This window comes from Blastococcus sp. SYSU DS1021 (assembly GCF_054050995.1).
Genome location: NZ_JBJHAL010000028.1, coordinates 1 through 15,782 on the forward strand (window position 1 = coordinate 1; position 15,782 = coordinate 15,782).

General features: G+C 74.9%; 15 protein-coding genes. 8 read left to right on the top strand and 7 right to left on the bottom strand.

The annotated features are described in order from the left end of the window. Positions 1-172: 172 nt before the first annotated feature. From ACI8AP_RS17765 to ACI8AP_RS17775, 3 genes are all read left to right on the top strand, one after another. The gene (locus ACI8AP_RS17765; protein WP_456590688.1) at positions 173-1,159 is read left to right on the top strand and encodes an anti-sigma factor RsbA family regulatory protein; all 987 of its coding nucleotides are present in this window, start codon (positions 173-175) and stop codon (positions 1,157-1,159) included. A 168-nt stretch (positions 1,160-1,327) separates the two neighbouring features. Next, positions 1,328-2,137, top strand: coding sequence for a CoA transferase subunit A (locus ACI8AP_RS17770; protein WP_456590689.1), 810 nt, complete (start codon positions 1,328-1,330; stop codon positions 2,135-2,137). After that, positions 2,137-2,805, top strand: coding sequence for a CoA transferase subunit B (locus tag ACI8AP_RS17775; RefSeq protein ID WP_456590690.1), 669 nt, complete (start codon positions 2,137-2,139; stop codon positions 2,803-2,805). Before ACI8AP_RS17770 ends, ACI8AP_RS17775 begins: the two co-directional genes overlap by 1 nt. A gap of 65 nt (positions 2,806-2,870) precedes the next feature. Here ACI8AP_RS17775 and ACI8AP_RS17780 read toward each other — a convergent pair whose 3' ends face one another. The 6 genes from ACI8AP_RS17780 to pcaH form a co-directional block, all read right to left on the bottom strand. Further along, entirely contained in the window at positions 2,871-3,746 is an 876-nt protein-coding gene (locus ACI8AP_RS17780) for a hypothetical protein (RefSeq protein WP_456590691.1), read from the bottom strand. Positions 3,747-3,862: 116 nt separating this feature from the next. Continuing rightward, positions 3,863-4,267 carry a 4-carboxymuconolactone decarboxylase gene (gene pcaC / locus ACI8AP_RS17785; RefSeq protein ID WP_456590692.1) on the bottom strand — a complete coding sequence of 135 codons (405 nt, stop codon included), beginning with the start codon at positions 4,265-4,267 and terminating at the stop codon, positions 3,863-3,865. Further along, positions 4,264-5,043, bottom strand: a complete 780-nt coding sequence (gene pcaD / locus ACI8AP_RS17790; RefSeq protein ID WP_456590693.1) for a 3-oxoadipate enol-lactonase — start codon at positions 5,041-5,043, stop codon at positions 4,264-4,266. Before pcaD ends, pcaC begins: the two co-directional genes overlap by 4 nt. Then, positions 5,040-6,365, bottom strand: a complete 1,326-nt coding sequence (pcaB, locus tag ACI8AP_RS17795) for a 3-carboxy-cis,cis-muconate cycloisomerase (RefSeq protein ID WP_456590694.1) — start codon at positions 6,363-6,365, stop codon at positions 5,040-5,042. The genes pcaD and pcaB overlap by 4 nt, the downstream gene beginning before the upstream one ends. Before the next feature lie 37 nt (positions 6,366-6,402). Then, entirely contained in the window at positions 6,403-7,056 is a 654-nt protein-coding gene (gene pcaG / locus ACI8AP_RS17800; RefSeq protein WP_456590695.1) for a protocatechuate 3,4-dioxygenase subunit alpha, read from the bottom strand. Further along, entirely contained in the window at positions 7,053-7,799 is a 747-nt protein-coding gene (gene pcaH, locus ACI8AP_RS17805) for a protocatechuate 3,4-dioxygenase subunit beta (RefSeq protein WP_456590696.1), read from the bottom strand. The genes pcaG and pcaH overlap by 4 nt, the downstream gene beginning before the upstream one ends. Before the next feature lie 68 nt (positions 7,800-7,867). Between pcaH and ACI8AP_RS17810 the strand changes: the two genes are divergently transcribed. Both ACI8AP_RS17810 and ACI8AP_RS17815 read left to right on the top strand, forming a co-directional pair. Continuing rightward, the gene (locus ACI8AP_RS17810) at positions 7,868-8,644 is read left to right on the top strand and encodes an IclR family transcriptional regulator (protein ID WP_456590697.1); all 777 of its coding nucleotides are present in this window, start codon (positions 7,868-7,870) and stop codon (positions 8,642-8,644) included. Between the two features lie 50 nt (positions 8,645-8,694). Next, entirely contained in the window at positions 8,695-9,867 is a 1,173-nt protein-coding gene (locus ACI8AP_RS17815; RefSeq protein WP_456590698.1) for a 4-hydroxybenzoate 3-monooxygenase, read from the top strand. A 41-nt stretch (positions 9,868-9,908) separates the two neighbouring features. Here ACI8AP_RS17815 and ACI8AP_RS17820 read toward each other — a convergent pair whose 3' ends face one another. Continuing rightward, complete coding sequence (locus ACI8AP_RS17820; protein WP_456590699.1) at positions 9,909-11,375, bottom strand: mannitol dehydrogenase family protein; 1,467 nt, start codon at positions 11,373-11,375, stop codon at positions 9,909-9,911. Positions 11,376-11,516: 141 nt separating this feature from the next. On the opposite strand from ACI8AP_RS17820, the gene ACI8AP_RS17825 reads away from it, so the two are divergent. From ACI8AP_RS17825 to ACI8AP_RS17835, 3 genes are all read left to right on the top strand, one after another. Beyond that, positions 11,517-13,145 carry a carboxylesterase/lipase family protein gene (locus ACI8AP_RS17825; RefSeq protein ID WP_456590700.1) on the top strand — a complete coding sequence of 543 codons (1,629 nt, stop codon included), beginning with the start codon at positions 11,517-11,519 and terminating at the stop codon, positions 13,143-13,145. Positions 13,146-13,322: 177 nt separating this feature from the next. Further along, the gene (locus tag ACI8AP_RS17830; protein ID WP_456590701.1) at positions 13,323-14,498 is read left to right on the top strand and encodes an acyl-CoA dehydrogenase family protein; all 1,176 of its coding nucleotides are present in this window, start codon (positions 13,323-13,325) and stop codon (positions 14,496-14,498) included. Between the two features lie 6 nt (positions 14,499-14,504). Further along, positions 14,505-15,653 carry an acyl-CoA dehydrogenase family protein gene (locus ACI8AP_RS17835; protein ID WP_456590702.1) on the top strand — a complete coding sequence of 383 codons (1,149 nt, stop codon included), beginning with the start codon at positions 14,505-14,507 and terminating at the stop codon, positions 15,651-15,653. Positions 15,654-15,782: the final 129 nt, after the last annotated feature.

Consider the following 15,782-nt stretch of genomic DNA (forward strand, 5'->3'; position numbering starts at 1 on the left):
CCGCCCCCCCCCCCCCCCCCCCCCCCCCGCCCCCCCCCCCCCCCCCCCCCCCGCCCCCCCCCCCCCCCCCCCCCCCCCCCCCCCCCCCCGGGGTGCGGGCGCGCCGCGACCGCGTACTGGCCTACCGTGGAGTACGGACCCGGGGCGACGGACGCGACGAGCAGGGGCACAGGTGGACTGGACGGCAGCGGGTGGCCACGGCCACCCCGCGGCGGAGGGCTTCGCCCACGACGCGCTGCTCTACGACTCCCTGGAGGAGCTCGTCGCCACGGCGGGCCCGTTCCTCCGCGCGGGCCTGGCCGCCGGCGACGCCGCGGTGGTCGCCGCCTCGCCCCCGGCCGCCGCCGCGCTGCGCGAGGCGCTGGACGACGAGCGGGTACTGGTCCTCGACCGCGGCGACGCCTACGGGCCGCGGACGCCGGCCGCCATCACCGCTTTCCGCCGGCTGGCCGAGGGCCAGCGGGCCGCCGGGGCGGCGCGGGTCCGGGTGCTCGGCGAGCTGGACTTCGGGACCACGCCGCGCCAGTGGCTCGAGTGGGAGCGCTACGACGCCGTCATCAACGAGGCGCTGCGCGGCTGGGACCTCTGGGGCGTCTGCGCGTTCGACACCCAGCGCCTCCCCGAGCCGGTGCTCGCCACCGCGACCCGCACCCACACGCACCTGGTGACGCCCGCGAGCCGCACCCTCAACCCCGCGTACACCGAGCCGGCCAGCTACCTGCGCACGCTGCCGGTGCCCGACGAGCCGCTCGAGGCGACGCCGCCGCGGTTCGCGGCCGCCGACGTCGCCGACTTCATCGGCCTGCGGCACGCCGTCGCCGCCCAGCTCGCCGGGGTCGCGGCGCCCGCCGACCTGGTCGAGGACTTCCTGCTCGCCGTGGACGAGATGACCTCCAACGCCGTCCGGCACGGGCTGCCGCCGGTGAGCCTCCGCCTCTGGACCACCGCGGACCGGATCGTGTGCACCATCGCCGACGGTGGGCCGGGCTGGGACGACCCGTTCGCCGGGTACGGGCCGGCGCACGGGTCGGACCTCTCCCGGGGAGGCATGGGGCTGTGGCTGGCCCGGCAGCTCTGCGACCACGTGGACATCTCCGGTGGCGCGCACCACCCCGGCGACGGCGGGGTGCGCGTCCGGCTCACCACCGTCCTGCGCTGAGCCGTCACACCGTTCCCCGTTTCCGTCCAGTGGGGACGGTGGCCGCGCGGCGCACCCGCGGGCCGCGATACTGGGGACCTCGACCGGGCGACGATGGGAGCAGCGTGGTGGATCGGGCGCGCACGGACCACGGACGGATCACCGTCCTCGTGGAACGGGAGGGCTGACGTGGACAAGGTGCTTCCCTCCGCCGCGGAGGCGGTGGCCGACATCCCCGCGGGTGCGACGCTCGCGGTGGGCGGGTTCGGGCTGTGCGGGGTGCCGTACGCGCTGATCGACGCGATCCTCGAGCAGGGCACGGATCAGCTGACGACCATCTCCAACAACTGCGGGGTCGACGACCAGGCCCTCGGCGTGCTGCTCTACGCGGGGCGGATCCGCAAGACGATCAGCTCCTTCGTCGGCGGCAACAAGGAGCTGGCCCGGCTGTACCTGTCCGGCGAGCTGGAGGTCGAGCTGACCCCGCAGGGCACGCTGGCCGAGCGGCTGCGCGCCGGCGGCGCCGGCATCCCCGCCTTCTACACCCCCACCGGCGTCGGCACGCTGGTCGCCGAGGGCGGCATCCCCCTCCGCTACGACGCCGAGGGCACCGTCGTGGAGGTGAGCCGGCCGAAGGAGGTGCGGGAGTTCGACGGGCGGCAGTACGTGCTGGAGACCGCCCTGACCGCCGACTTCGGGCTGGTGCACGCCGCCGTGGGCGACCGGCACGGCAACCTGGTGTTCCACGAGTCGGCGCGCAACTTCAACCCGCTCGCCGGGATGGCCGGGCGGATCACGATCGCCGAGGTCGAGGAGCTCGTCGAGCCGGGCGAGATCACGCCCGAGGACGTGCACCTGCCCGGCGTCTACGTCGACCGCGTGGTGGTCGTCGGCGGCGACCGCAAGCCGATCGAGCGGCGAACGACCCGGCCCCGCACCGACCGCGCGCAGACCCCGGCCGCCGCCGGCGAGGAAGCCACCACCGAGGGAGCACGCTGATGGCCCTGACCCGTGAGCAGCTGGCCGCCCGTGTAGCGCTGGAGCTGGAGGACGGCCAGTACGTCAACCTGGGCATCGGGATGCCCACCCTGGTGCCGAACTACGTGCCCGAGGGCGTGCACGTGGTCCTGCACTCGGAGAACGGCGTCCTCGGCGTCGGCCCCTACCCCTTCGAGGGCGAGGAGGACCCGGACCTGATCAACGCCGGCAAGGAGACCGTCACGCTCCTGCCCGGCGCCAGCTTCTTCGACTCGGCGATGTCCTTCGGCATGATCCGGGGCCAGCACCTGGACGTCGCGGTGCTGGGCGCCATGCAGGTCAACCCCCGCGGCGACCTGGCCAACTGGCTCATCCCCGGCAAGATGGTCAACGGGATGGGCGGGGCGATGGACCTCGTCCACGGCGCCCGCCGTGTGATCATCATGATGGAGCACGTGGCCCGCGACGGCTCACCGAAGATCGTGCAGGAGTGCACCCTGCCGCTGACCGGCAAGGCCTGCGTCGACCGCGTCGTCACCGACCTCGCCGTCATCGACGTCACCCCGGACGGCCTGGTCCTGCGCGAGACGGCGCCCGGGGTCTCCGCCGACGACGTGGTCGCCGCGACCGGCGCCCCGCTCACCGTCGCCGACGACGTCCGCGAGATGCCGCTGCCCGCCTCCGTCTGAGCCGCGCCGAGTGTCGGCCGGCTGTCGTCTCCCCGGCCGGGAAGCGACAGCGGGCCGACACCCGCTCAGCGGAGCAGGGCCGCGAGGCGGGTCAGGAGACGGTCGGGGTCGTGCAGGTCGGCGGCGGTCACGAACACCACCGTCCACCCGGCCGCGGTGAGCCGGTTGAGCCGGCGGCGGTCCGCGGCGACCTGCTGCCGCGTCTCCCCGTGCCAGGCGCCCTCGTACTCCACGGCCACCTTCCGGTCCGGCCAGGCGAAGTCGACGCGCGCGACGAACCCCTCGGCGTCCCGGATGCTGAACTGGGCGACGGGGCGGGGCAGGCCCGACCGGTGCAGGAGCAGCCGCAGCCGGGTCTCCTGCGGCGACGCGGCCAGCCCGTCGGCGAGTTCAGCGGCGGCTCGCGCCTCGCGGCAGCCCCTCCCGCGCGTGGCGGCCGCGGTCTCGCGCACCCACGCCAACCGGGTCACCCCGAGGTCGACGAACCGGTCGACCAGCACGACGGCCTCGTCCAGCGGGCCCCTCCCGGCCAGGTCGACGACGGTGAGCTCGGCGCTCGTCAGCGGGATGCCCGCCCGGTGCGCGACGTGTTCTGCCGCGAGGTGACGACGCCGCACCCGCACACCCGGTTCGCGGCACACGGTCGACCCCGCTGGGACGGTGAGCTCGACGTCGTCGAGGGGTCCGGCGAGGGGCAACCCCCACAGGACCGCCGCGCTCTTCCCGCTCACCACCGCGCCGGGTACCAGCAGCTGAGCCGCCGCGCCGGCTCGGAGGGCGTGCGTGACCGGAAGCGCGGCGCAGGCGTAGACGTCACGGAACAAGCGCTGCCACGCGGGACCACGCAGCTGGCCGCGGCTGAGCGTGCCGGCCGCGACCGCGCTGGAGCCACGGAAGACACGTCCGCGCAGCTCGACCGGGCGATGGGGCGGGACGGGCACGCGCAGAAGCGTGGCCGATCCGCGCGGCAGCGCGCTGACGCCGTCCACAGCCGGGCTGCGGGTGTCGGCCGGTGGTCGTGTCCGGGGCGCGGAGACCACCACCGGCCGACGGTCGATCAGGCGGACGTGCCGCGGAGCTCGGCGAGGATGGGGCCGGCGACCTTGAAGGCGTGGTTGGCCGCGGGCACCCCGGCGTAGACGGCGGCGTGCTGGATGACCTCGGCGATCTCCTCGTCGGAGAGCCCGTTGTTCACGGCCGCGCGCACGTGCAGGGCGAACTCCTCCCAGTGCCGCAGCGCGATGGTGATCGACAGCGTCATCAGGCTGCGGTCCCGGCGGGCCAGCCCGGGGCGCTGCCAGAGGTCGCCCCACGCGGTGCGGGTGATGAAGTCCTGGAAGTCCGCGGTGAACGGGGTGGTGGCGGCGACGGCGCGGTCCACGTGCGCGTCGCCCAGCACCTCGCGGCGGGTGCGCATGCCGGCCTCGCGGCGGGCGGCGTCGGTGTCGGGCAGCTCGCTCATCGGGCGCCTCCGGCGGCGTCGAAGTGGCGGAGCAGCGCGCCGGTGACCTCCGCCGCGCGCTCCAGGTTGCCCAGGTGGGCGGCCGGGCTGAGCGTGAGCAGCTCCGCCCCGGCGATGCCCGCGGTGATCGCCTCCTGGTGCGGGGGCGGCAGCGCCGGGTCCTCGGCGCCGGAGACGACGAGCGTCGGGGCGGAGATGCGCCGCAGGTCCTCGCGCAGGTCGATGCCGCCGACCACCTCGCAGCACGCGGCGTAGCCCTCGTCGTCGGCGCCGGCCACCATCGCCTCGAGCCGGGCCACGAGGTCGGGGTGCTGCGCGGCGAAGCCAGGGGTCAGCCAGCGGGAGACCACCGTCGGGGCGAAGCCGGCGGTGCCTTCGGCGCGGGCCTGCGCGGCCCGGTCGAGGAAGCCCTGGGGCTCGGTCCTCGCCGAGCTGAACAGCACGGCGAGTCCCTGCACGCGGGAGGGCTCGCGGGCCGCCATCCGCATGCCGACCATGCCGCCGAGCGAGACCCCGGCGACGTGCGCCCGCTGCGCCCCGAGCCGGTCGAGCAGCGCCAGGACGTCGTCGACCAGGTCGTCGAGGGAGTACGGCCCGGCCGGCGCGGGTGACTCGCCGTGGCCGCGGCCGTCGTAGGTGACCACCCGGAACCGCTCGGCCAGCGCGGGTACCTGCGGGTCCCACATCGCGCGGGCCGCGCCCAGGGAGTTGGACAGGACGACCACGGGCGCGTCAGCGGGTCCGGTGACGGTGTGGGCGACGGGGACGGCGCTCATCGGGCTCCCTCGGTGAGGTGGGTGTGCTCGGCCAGGACCTCGTCGACCTGTGCGCCCGCCTCGCCGACGTCCGGCCGTGCGCCGAGCAGTGCGGCGAGGTCGACGTCGTCCCGGCCGGCCACCACGTCGGCCAGCGGCCGCCCGGTGGCCTCGGCCTCCCGCACGGCGGTCGCCGCCTCGTCGTGCGCCGCGTCGCGGCCGAGCAGCGGGGTCAGGGCGTCGGCGAGCGCCCCGGCGAGCTCCGGGTCGCGGGCCGCGGCCACCGTCGCCGCCATGCGGGCGGGGTCGGGGCGCAGGCCGGCGAGGCTCTCGACCAGCCAGGCCGCGGCCGAGCCGACCGTCGACAGCAGGTCGGTCAAGGCGGGCCACTCGCTGTGCCAGGCGCCGGCGGCGCGCTCGTGCTCCTGCTCCATCGCACCCAGCAGGGTGGCCACGAGGCCGGGGGCCCGCCGGGCGCAGGCGCGGGCGGAGATGGCTGCGACAGGGTTGCGCTTGTGCGGCATGGCGGACGAGCCGCCCCGGCCGGCGCCGGTCTCAGCGACCTCGGCCACCTCGCTCTGCGCGAGCAGCACGACGTCGACGGCCACGGTGGCCAGCACGCCGGCGGTGGCGCCGAGCGCGCCGGCCAGGTCGGCGACCGGTAGCCGCACGGTGTGCCAGGGGGCGGCGGTGGCGACCAGCCCGAGCTCGGCGGCGAGCGCTGCCCGCAGCGCCGTCCCCGACCCGTCGGTGGCGGCCAGGGTGCCGACCGCCCCGCCGTACTGGACCGGCAGCGACGCCACCACCTCAGCCAGCCGCAGCCGGGCGCCGTCCAGCCCGCTGAGCCAGCCGGCGGCCTTCAGGCCGAAGGTGGTGGGCAGCGCCTGCTGCAGAAGGGTGCGTCCCATGAGGACGTCGTCGCGGTGGGCCCGGGCCAGCCCGGCCGCCGCCTCGGCCGCGAGCGCGAGATCACGGTCGATCGCGGCGATCGCCCGGCGGCTCATGAGCACCAGCGCGGTGTCGACGACGTCCTGGCTGGTGGCGCCGACGTGGACGGCCACCGCGTGGCGCTCCCCCACCGCGGCCCGCAGCACCCGCACCAGCGGCGGCACCGGGTTGCCGGCATCGGCGGCGTGCGCGACCACGGAGGCCAGGTCGAGGGCCGCGGGTTCGGCGCAGGCGCGCGTGACGGCGTCGGCGGCCGTGGCGGGCACCAGCCCCGTCGCCGCGGCGGCGCGCGCCAGGGCGGCCTCCACGTCGAGGAGCGCGTCGAACCAGGCGGAGTCGGAGACGGCGGTCGCCGCGCCGCCGCGGGCGAAGGTCGCGCTGAAGAGACCGGTCACGTCCCGTTCCTACCGCGTCGAGGGCCCTCGGGCGGGCTCATACCGCGAAGAACACCGTCTCGCGCTCGCCCTGCAGGTGGACGTCGAAGCGGTAGCCGTCACCGCCCGGGGCGGCGAGCAGCGTCTGCCGCGCGGCCTCGTCGGGCAGCGAGCGCAGCACGGCGTCCTCGGCGTTCGCCTCGGCCTCGTCGGCGAAGTAGATGCGGGTGACCACCCGGTCGAGCAGCCCACGGGCGAACACCGAGACGTCGATGTGCGGCGCCTGCAGCCCGCCCTCGCCGTCGGGCACCCGGCCCGGCTTGAGGGTGAACACCGAGAAGTCCCCGGTGATCGTCTGCGCGCGGGCGTAGCCGCGGAAGCCCGGGTAGGACGCCGCGCCGCGGGGGTCCTCGGGCGAGGGGAACCGGCCGTCGGGATCGGCCTGCCAGGTCTCGATCATGGCGTCGGGCACGACCTCACCGGCGCCGTCGAACACGCGACCGCGCAGCCAGAAGCCGCCCGGGGTGCCCTCGGCGGCGGCGAACTCGCCGTCGGGCCAGGTGAGCCCGATGGCGAGGTAGGGGCCGACGGTCGCGCTCGGCGTGGTGCCCAGCCGGAACGGGCCGGTGAGGAAGCCGCTGCCGCGCTGCCCGGAGCGCGGCTGGAAGGGGGTGGGCGGGTCCGGCGGGACGTCCAGCGGGTTCACGGTCACGCGACATCTCCGTCGTCGTCGGTCTCGAACGGCGTCTGGTCGGTCCCGCGCAGCACGATGTCCCACTCGAAGGCCAGCGCCCAGTTGTCCTGGGTGCGCTCGAGGGAGAACCGGCTGATCGCCCGGTGCCGCGCCGCCGGCGGGATGGAGTTGAAGATGGGGTCCTGGCCGAACAGCGGGTCGTCCGGGAAGTACATCTGGGTGACCAGCCGCTGGGTGAAGGCGCGGCCGAAGAGGCTGAAGTGGATGTGCGCGGGGCGCCAGGCGTTGTGGTGGTTCCCCCACGGGTAGGCGCCGGGCTTGATCGTCAGGAACTCGTACCGGCCGAGGCTGTCGGTCACGACCCGGCCGAGACCGTCGAAGTGCGGGTCCAGCGGCGCGGGCCAGTTGTCGACGACGTGCCGGTAGCGGCCGGACGTGTTGGCCTGCCACACCTCCACGAGCGCGTCGGGCACCGGGCGGCCGTCGCTGTCCAGCACGCGGCCGTGGACGAGGATCCGCTGGCCCATCGCCTCGCCCCCGTTGCGCAGGGTGAGGTCGGCGTCGTGCGGGAGCACGCGGTCCTCGCCGAGCACCGGACCGGTGACCTCGGTGAGCCGGTGCGGCAGGTCCACCGGCGTCCGCAGGGGGGCCCGCAGGGCGGTGCTCCGGTAGCCGGGGAAGCCCACGGGGGTGCGCACCGCGGCGTCCTCGCGCAGGTACCGCGGCAGGTGCAGGCCGTCGGCGGACGTAGTCCCGGTCATGGCCGGACGGTACGGCCGCCCGGCTACGCTCCCAAGTCCAGCTTTCCACTGGACGGGAGACGAGCAGCATGGCCGGTCGCAGCGCCACCCCGGGACGGTCGGTCACCTCGCGGGCGCTGGGGATCCTCGACGCCTTCGACAGCCGCACGCCGCGACTGTCCCTCTCGGAGATCGCCGACCGCTCGGGCACGCCGCTGACCACCGCCCACCGGCTGCTCGGCGAGCTGACCGACTGGGGCGCGCTGATCCGCCGCCCCGACGGCCGCTACGAGATCGGCCGCAAGCTCTGGGACCTCGGCCTGCTGGCCCCCGTCCAGCTCGAGCTCCGCCAGGTCGCCGCCCCGTTCCTCTTGGACCTGCACACCACCACCCGCGACACCGTGCACCTGGCCGTCCGGGAAGGGCTGCACGCGCTCTACGTCGACCGGGTCTCGGGCCGGGAGTCGGTGCCGGTGGTCAGCCAGGTCGGCAGCCGGCTGCCGCTGCACGCCACGGGCGTGGGCAAGGTGCTGCTGGCCGCCGCTCCCGACGACGTGGTCGACCAGGCGCTGCGCTCGCTGCGACCGCTCACCCGGCACACCGTCACCGATCCGGCGAGGCTCACCCGCGAGCTGGCCGAGATCCGGCGCCGCCGGTACGCCCGCACCTGCGAGGAGATGTCGCCGGGCACGGCCTCCGTCGCGGTGCCGGTGCAGGTGGAGCGGGAGGCCGGACCACTGGCCGTCGCAGCGCTGGGCATCGTGGTGCCCCCGCACCGGCGCGACGTCGCCCGTCTGGTCCCCGCCCTGGAGATGGCGGCCCGCGGGATCGGTCGCGAGCTCGCCCGCTCGCTCGAATTCCACTGACCGGAAGGCTCGGGTCCCGGGGAGCCCGGGAGGGAGCCACACTCGTCGGCGTGCGCACCCAGGTAGGCATCATCGGCGCCGGCCCCGCCGGCCTCCTGCTGTCCCGACTGCTGGCGCTGCAGGGCATCGACTCGGTCGTCCTGGAGAACCGCTCCCGGGAGTACGTGGAGGCACGCATCCGGGCCGGGATCCTCGAGCAGCACACGGTCGACACCCTGACCGCCGCCGGGCTGGGCGACCGGCTGCACCGGGAGGGCCTGGAGCACCGGGGCATCCACCTCCAGTACCCGGGCACCCGCCACCAGCTGGACTTTCCCTCGCTGTGCGACCGCACGGTGTGGGTCTACGGCCAGACGGAGGTCACCAAGGACCTCATCGCCGCGCAGCTGGCCGGCGGCCCGCCGCTGCTGTTCGAGGTCTCCGACGTCGCGGTCGAGGACGTCGACACCGACTCCCCGCGGATCCGGTTCACCGACTCCGACGGCGTGGCGCAGGTGCTCGAGTGCGACGTCGTGGCGGGCACCGACGGGTTCCACGGCGTCTCCCGGCCGGTCGTGCAGGCCGGCCCCGGCGCGCGCACGTGGGAGCGCACCTACCCCTACGCCTGGCTCGGCATCCTGGCCGACGCCGCACCGGCCACCGACGAGCTGATCTACGCCTGGCACCCGGAGGGGTTCGCGCTCTACTCGATGCGCTCCCCCAGGGTCTCCCGGCTCTACCTCCAGGTCGACCCCGCCGAGAAGATCGAGGACTGGTCCGACGACCGGATCTGGGACAACCTCTCCCGCCGGTTCGCCCTGGACGGCTGGGAGATCAACACCGGCACGGTGACCGAGAAGTCGATCCTGCCGATGCGCTCGTTCGTCAGCGCACCCATGCGCCGGGGCCGGCTCTTCCTGGCCGGGGACGCCGCCCACATCGTCCCGCCGACCGGCGCCAAGGGGCTCAACCTCGCCGTCGCCGACGTGACGCTGCTCGCGCAGGCGCTGGTGCGGCTGCTCGCCGAGAAGCAGACGGACCTGGTCGACAGCTACTCCGACCGGGCGCTGGCCCGCGTCTGGCGGTCCACCCACTTCTCCTGGTTCATGACCTCGATGCTGCACACCTCCGGTGACGACTTCGACGCCCAGCTGCAGCTGTCCCAGCTGCGCCGGGTCTGCTCCTCGGAGGCCGCGGCCCGCGAGCTCGCCGAGAACTACACCGGGCTGCCGATCGAGCACTGACCCCGCCCCCGGGAGCCGGCCGCCGGCCCGGGCGCCGACCCTCAGGCGAGGTCGGCGAGGGCCGCCCGGACACCGTGGCCACGCAGCGCGAGGCGCGCGGCGCGGTAGGCAGCGGCGAAGCGGGCGTCGTCCACGAGATCCCCGAACAGGGTGCGGTCGGCGACGAAGGCGAGCGGGTCCGCCGCCTTCGCCGCGGCGACCAACCCGTCACGGCGGGAGTCCACGACCTCCAGCGGGCGCCCCTCCTCGTCCGGGCCCTCCAGGGAGCGGGCCCAGGCGGCCAGCACGAGGACGCAGCGGCGGATCTCGCCGCCCGAGGCGAGGTTCGCCCGCAGCACCGGCAGCAGGAACTGCGGGATCCGGTCAGAGGCCTGGGCGCGGATGCGGTCGAGCGTGTCGGCGATCGCCGGGCTGGCGAACCGCTCCAGCAGCGACTGCCGGTACCGCTCCAGGTCGATGCCGGGAACAGGGCGCAGGGTCGGCGCGGCTTCCTCGCGCAGGTAGCCCTCCAGCAGCCGGCGGAACAGCGGATCGGCGCAGGCCTCGTGGACGTACCGCAGGCCCGCCAGCCGACCGGTCTGCGCGAGCACCTGGTGCCCGGCGTTGAGCAGCCGCAGCTTCATGAGTTCGTACGGCGCGACGTCGTCCACGAGCTGGACGCCGACCTCCTCCAGCGGCGGGCGGCCGCAGGCGAAGGAGTCCTCCTGCACCCACTGCGTCCACGGCTCGCACACCACCGGCCACCGGTCCTCGATGCCGAACCGGTCGGCCAGCCGGGCCCGGTCGGCATCCGTGGTGACCGGCGTGATCCGGTCGACCATCGAGTCCGGGAAGGGCACCTCCCGGGCCACCCACTCCCCCAGCTCCGGGTCCCGCAGCCGGGCGAAGGCCGCGAAGCTCGCCCGCGCCAGCCGACCGTTGCCCGGGATGTTGTCGCAGGAGACGACCGTGAACGGCGGGAGCCCGCGGGCGCGCCGGCGCACCAGCGCCTCGACGACCAGGCCGAACGAGGTCCGCAGCGCGGCACCCGGCCGCAGGTCGTGGACCACGCCGGGGTCGGTCCCGTCGAACTCCCCGGTCACCGCCGAGGCGTTGTAGCCGCCCTCGGTGACGGTCAGGGTGACGACGCGGACGGCAGGGTCGGCCATCCGCGCCACCACCGCGTCGGGGTCGTCGGGGGCGAACAGGTACTCGACGAGCGAGCCGACCACCCGCGCCTCCTCGGTGCCGTCGGGATGCCGCACCACCAGCGTGTAGAGGCAGTCCTGGGCGGCCATCGCCTCGGCCATGCGCCGGTCGGCCGGGAGGACGCCGACGCCGCAGATCCCCCAGTCGAGCGCCCGCCCCTGCTCCATGAGGCGGTCCAGGTACATCGCCTGGTGGGAGCGGTGGAAGCCGCCCACCCCGAGGTGCACGATCCCGACGCGCAGCCGGCCCCGGTCGTAGGACGGCGTGGAGACCGGTGGGCCCAGCGTGCCGCGGGTGCGCTCGGTCAGGGGAACGGCCACGCACTGCCCATTCCCCGGGAGCGATCCGGGTAACGGCACCCGGCCGATCACCTCGGCGCCCCGCTCGCGGGACCTCGCGCTACCGTGCGCGCATGGTGGCGTACCTCACACCGGGTGGGCTCGCCGACCGCAGGAGGTCCAGTGCGCACCCACGTCCCCCGATCCTTCCGCCGTTCGCTGCTCGCCGTCGCCGCGGGCGCGGCTCTCACCGCCGGCGCCCTCGCCGCCGCTGGGCCGGCCGGCGCCGCACCCGATCCCGCGCCCCTGGTCGTGCCGACCACGGAGGGCGCCGTCGAGGGCACCTCGACCGGGAACTACCGGCTGTTCCAGGGCATCCCGTTCGCCGCCCCGCCGGTGGGCGAGCTCCGATTCCGCCCGCCGGCACCGGCACAGCCCTGGCAGGGCGTCCGGGACGCCACGGCACCCGGCAGCCCCTGCCCACAGGAACCGAGCGCCACCAACCCCTGGTCGTCGGTCGACGAGGACTGCCTCTACCTGAACGTCACGACCCCCTCGGGGCTGGACACCCAGCGGCGGAACCTGCCGGTCATGGTCTGGATCCACGGCGGGTCCTGGCGGACCGGCACGGGCGCGGCCTACGACGCCGCGAAGCTCGCCGTCGAGGGCGACGTCGTCGTGGTGACGATCAACTACCGGCTCGGCCCGCTGGGCTTCATGGCCCAGGAGGACCTCTCGCGGGAGAACGGGGACGTCGCCTCCGGGAGCGCCGGGCTGCTCGACCAGCAGGCGGCGCTGCGCTGGGTGGAGCGCAACATCCGCGCCTTCGGCGGCAACCCGGGGCGGGTCACCATCTTCGGCGAGTCCGCCGGCGGCTCGGCGGTCTGCGCCCAGCTCACCTCGCCGACCGCGCGGGGTCTGTTCGACCGGGCCATCGCGCAGAGCTACAGCTGCACGACCCCGTACGACACCCTGGAGACGGCCGAGGCCACGGGCGCCTCGGTCGCGGAGGCCGTCGGCTGCGCCAGTGCGGCGGACGTCGCCGCGTGCCTGCGGGCCACGCCGGTGCAGGAGCTGCTCACCGCCTGGCCGGGCGGCTCCTTCGTCGTCGGCGGATCGGCGCTGCCGGTGCAGCCGGCCGAGGCGATCGCGGCCGGCGACCACGCGCGCGTGCCGGTCATGCACGGCAACCTCAGCGACGAGAACACCTTGTTCACGCCGCTGAACCCGGCCGTGGCAGCGCTGGCGAACGACGCCGACGGCTTCACCGAGGCCGATTACCGGGTCGTCCTCGGCAGCGTCTTCGGCGAGGGCGCCGGAGCCGTCCTGGCGCAGTACCCGGCGAGCGCCTACCCCTCACCGCTGCGCGCCCTGGCCGCCGTCAACAGCGACGCCGGCAGCGCGCTGTCGACGTGCGAGCACGTCGACGCCTACGACACGCTGGCCCGTCCCCCGGTGCCGGCCCCGGTGTTCGCCTACCAGTTCCGCGACGAGACGGCCGACCCGCTGCTGGACTTCCCGTACCCGGCGTACCCGGAGGACGCGCAGCACGCGACCGAGCTGCCGTACCTGTTCCCGGGGCTGTTCGGCGACGGGCTGGACGCCGAACAGGAGCAGCTTTCCACGGCGATGGTGCGCTACTGGACGAACTTCGCGGCCCACGGCAACCCCAACGGCCCCGGCGTCCCGACGTGGACCCGGTACCGGGCCCCGGCCGACGTCCAGGGCCTCGACATCGCCTCCGACGGGGGGATCGGCCCGGTCGACGTCGCCGCCGAGGCCAACTGCGCGTTCTGGTCGACCCTGTCCTAGAGCGCGGGCAGCGGCACCGGTTCCCGGGGGGAGTCCTCTCCGGGAACCGGTGCCGCCCGCTTTTCGCCCCGCCGGGGGTGCCGCATCTACTGGCCGGTACCGCATGTGGGATCGTCCGAGGCACACGTCGAGACGGCGGGCGCGACGACGAGTGCCGCCGTCAGGAAATGAGGACCGATGCGGTTGCAGCTGTCCCCGGAGCTCGAGGCCTTCCGGGAGGAGATGCGGACCTTCTTCACCACCCAGGTGCCGCAGGAGATCCGCGACAAGGTCACGTCCCACCGGCACGTGACCAAGGAGGAGTACGTCGAGGCCCAGCGCGCGCTCAACGCCGCGGGCCTGGCCGTGCCCCACTGGCCGGTCGAGTGGGGCGGCCGGGACTGGACGCCCCTGCAGCGCCACATCTGGCGCGAGGAGATGCAGCTGGCCGGCGTCCCCGAGCCGCTGGCCTTCAACACCAGCATGATCGGCCCGGTCATCGCCGCCTTCGGCAACCAGGAGCAGAAGGAGCGCTTCCTCGCCAAGACGGCGAACCTCGACATCTGGTGGTGCCAGGGCTTCTCCGAGCCCGACGCCGGCTCCGACCTCGCCTCGCTGCGCACCACCGCCGTCCGCGACGGCGACGACTGGGTGGTCAACGGGCAGAAGACCTGGACGACCCTGGGCCAGCACGCCGACTGGATCTTCTGCCTGGTCCGCACCGACCCGACCGCGGAGAAGAAGCAGCGCGGCATCTCGATGCTGGTCTTCCCGATGGACACCCCCGGCGTCACGCTCCGCCCCATCGAGCTCATCGACGGCGGCTTCGAGGTCAACGAGGTGTTCTTCGAGGACGTGCGCGTCCCCGCCGAGAACCTCATCGGCGAGGAGAACCGCGGCTGGGACTACGCCAAGTTCCTCCTCGGCAACGAGCGCGTCGGCATCGCCCGCGTGGGCGCGACCAAGAAGATGCTCGCCCAGGCGAAGGACTACGCCCGCGAGATCACCGTCGACGGCCGCCCGCTGCTGGAGGACCCGTTCATGGCCCGGCGGATCGCCGAGATCGAGAACGAGGTGGTGGCCCTGGAGCTCACCGCGCTGCGCGTCGTCGCCAACTCCGCCGACGGCAAGCCGCACCCGGCCTCGTCGGTGCTCAAGCTCAAGGGGTCGGAGCTGCAGCAGGCCGCCACCGAACTGCTGGTCGACATCGCCGGCCCGCTCTCGGTCGCCTCGTTCGCCGAGGAGGGCTCCGACGTGCCGGACTGGGCGCGCGTCGCGACGCCGCACTACCTGAACTACCGGAAGGTCTCCATCTACGGAGGCTCCAACGAGGTTCAGCGCACCATCATCGCCGGCACGATCCTGGGGCTGTGATCTGACGTGAACTTCGACTTCGACAGCGAGCAGAACGACCTGCGGGAGGCCGTGCGCGGCCTGCTGGCGCGCACGTACGCCGACAGCGAGCAGCGTCGCAAGGTGGTCGCGAACGACCCGGGCTTCGACGAGAAGACCTGGTCGCGGCTGGCCGAGATGGGGCTGCTCGGTCTGCCCTTCGCCGAGGAGCACGGCGGCATGGGCGCCGGGCCGATCGAGGTGGCGATCGTCGCCGAGGAGATGGGCCGGGTCATCGCCCCGGAGCCGTTCATCGAGGCGGTCGTGCTGGCCGGTGGGCTGATCGCCGCCGTCGGCACCGACGAGCAGAAGGGCGAGCTCCTCGCGGCCATCGCCGAGGGCACCTGCGTGCCGGCCTTCGCCCACGCGGAGATCGGCACGCGGTGGAGCGCGTCGGCGTCGGCGGTCACCGCCGCGCAGTCCGGCGACGGGTGGACCCTGACCGGCGTCAAGGAGCCGGTGCCCACCGGCGCCCGCGCCGACGTCCTCGTCGTCTCCGCCGCGGTGGACGGCGGCACGGGGCTGTTCGTGGTGCAGGGCGACGCCGCGGGTCTGACCCGCACCGGCTACCGCACCCACGACGGCACCCGCGCCGCCAACGTCCGCTTCGACGGCACCCCGGCGGCCCTGCTCGGTACCGGCGGAGACCAGACGGCCGCGATCGAGCGGGCGCTGGCCGAGGCGCGCATCGCCTACAGCCACGAGGCGATCGGGGCGATGGACACCGCGCTGCGGATCACCGCGGAGTACCTCAAGACCCGCAAGCAGTTCGGGGTCACGCTCAACAAGTTCCAGGCGCTCACCTTCCGCGCGGCGGACATGTACGTGTCCCTGGAGCTGGCCCGGAGCACCGCGCTGTGGGCGTCGATGGTCACGGATGCCGGCGGCGACGTCGTCTCCGCCGCCGACCGGGCCCGGCTGCAGACCAGCCGCGCCGGCCGGCACGTCGGCAAGGAGGCCATCCAGCTGCACGGTGGCATCGGCGTGACGGCGGAGTACTCCGTCGGGCACTACACCAGCCGGCTCACCGCCATCGACCACCTGCTCGGCGACGGCGACTTCGCCGCCGCCCGGCTGGCCCGCACCGTGGGCGAGCGGGAGACCGTCGACCCGCTGGGCGCGCCCTACGCGGTCTGAAGAAACACCCCCTGCCCCCCACCGCTCGCACGCTCGCAGCGGGGCCCTGCAGGGGGCCGACGGAGCCCCGTCCCCCATCCCGGGGGGGCGGGGCTCCGTCGCGTGGCCCCCTCCCGGGTCCCGCCCTGA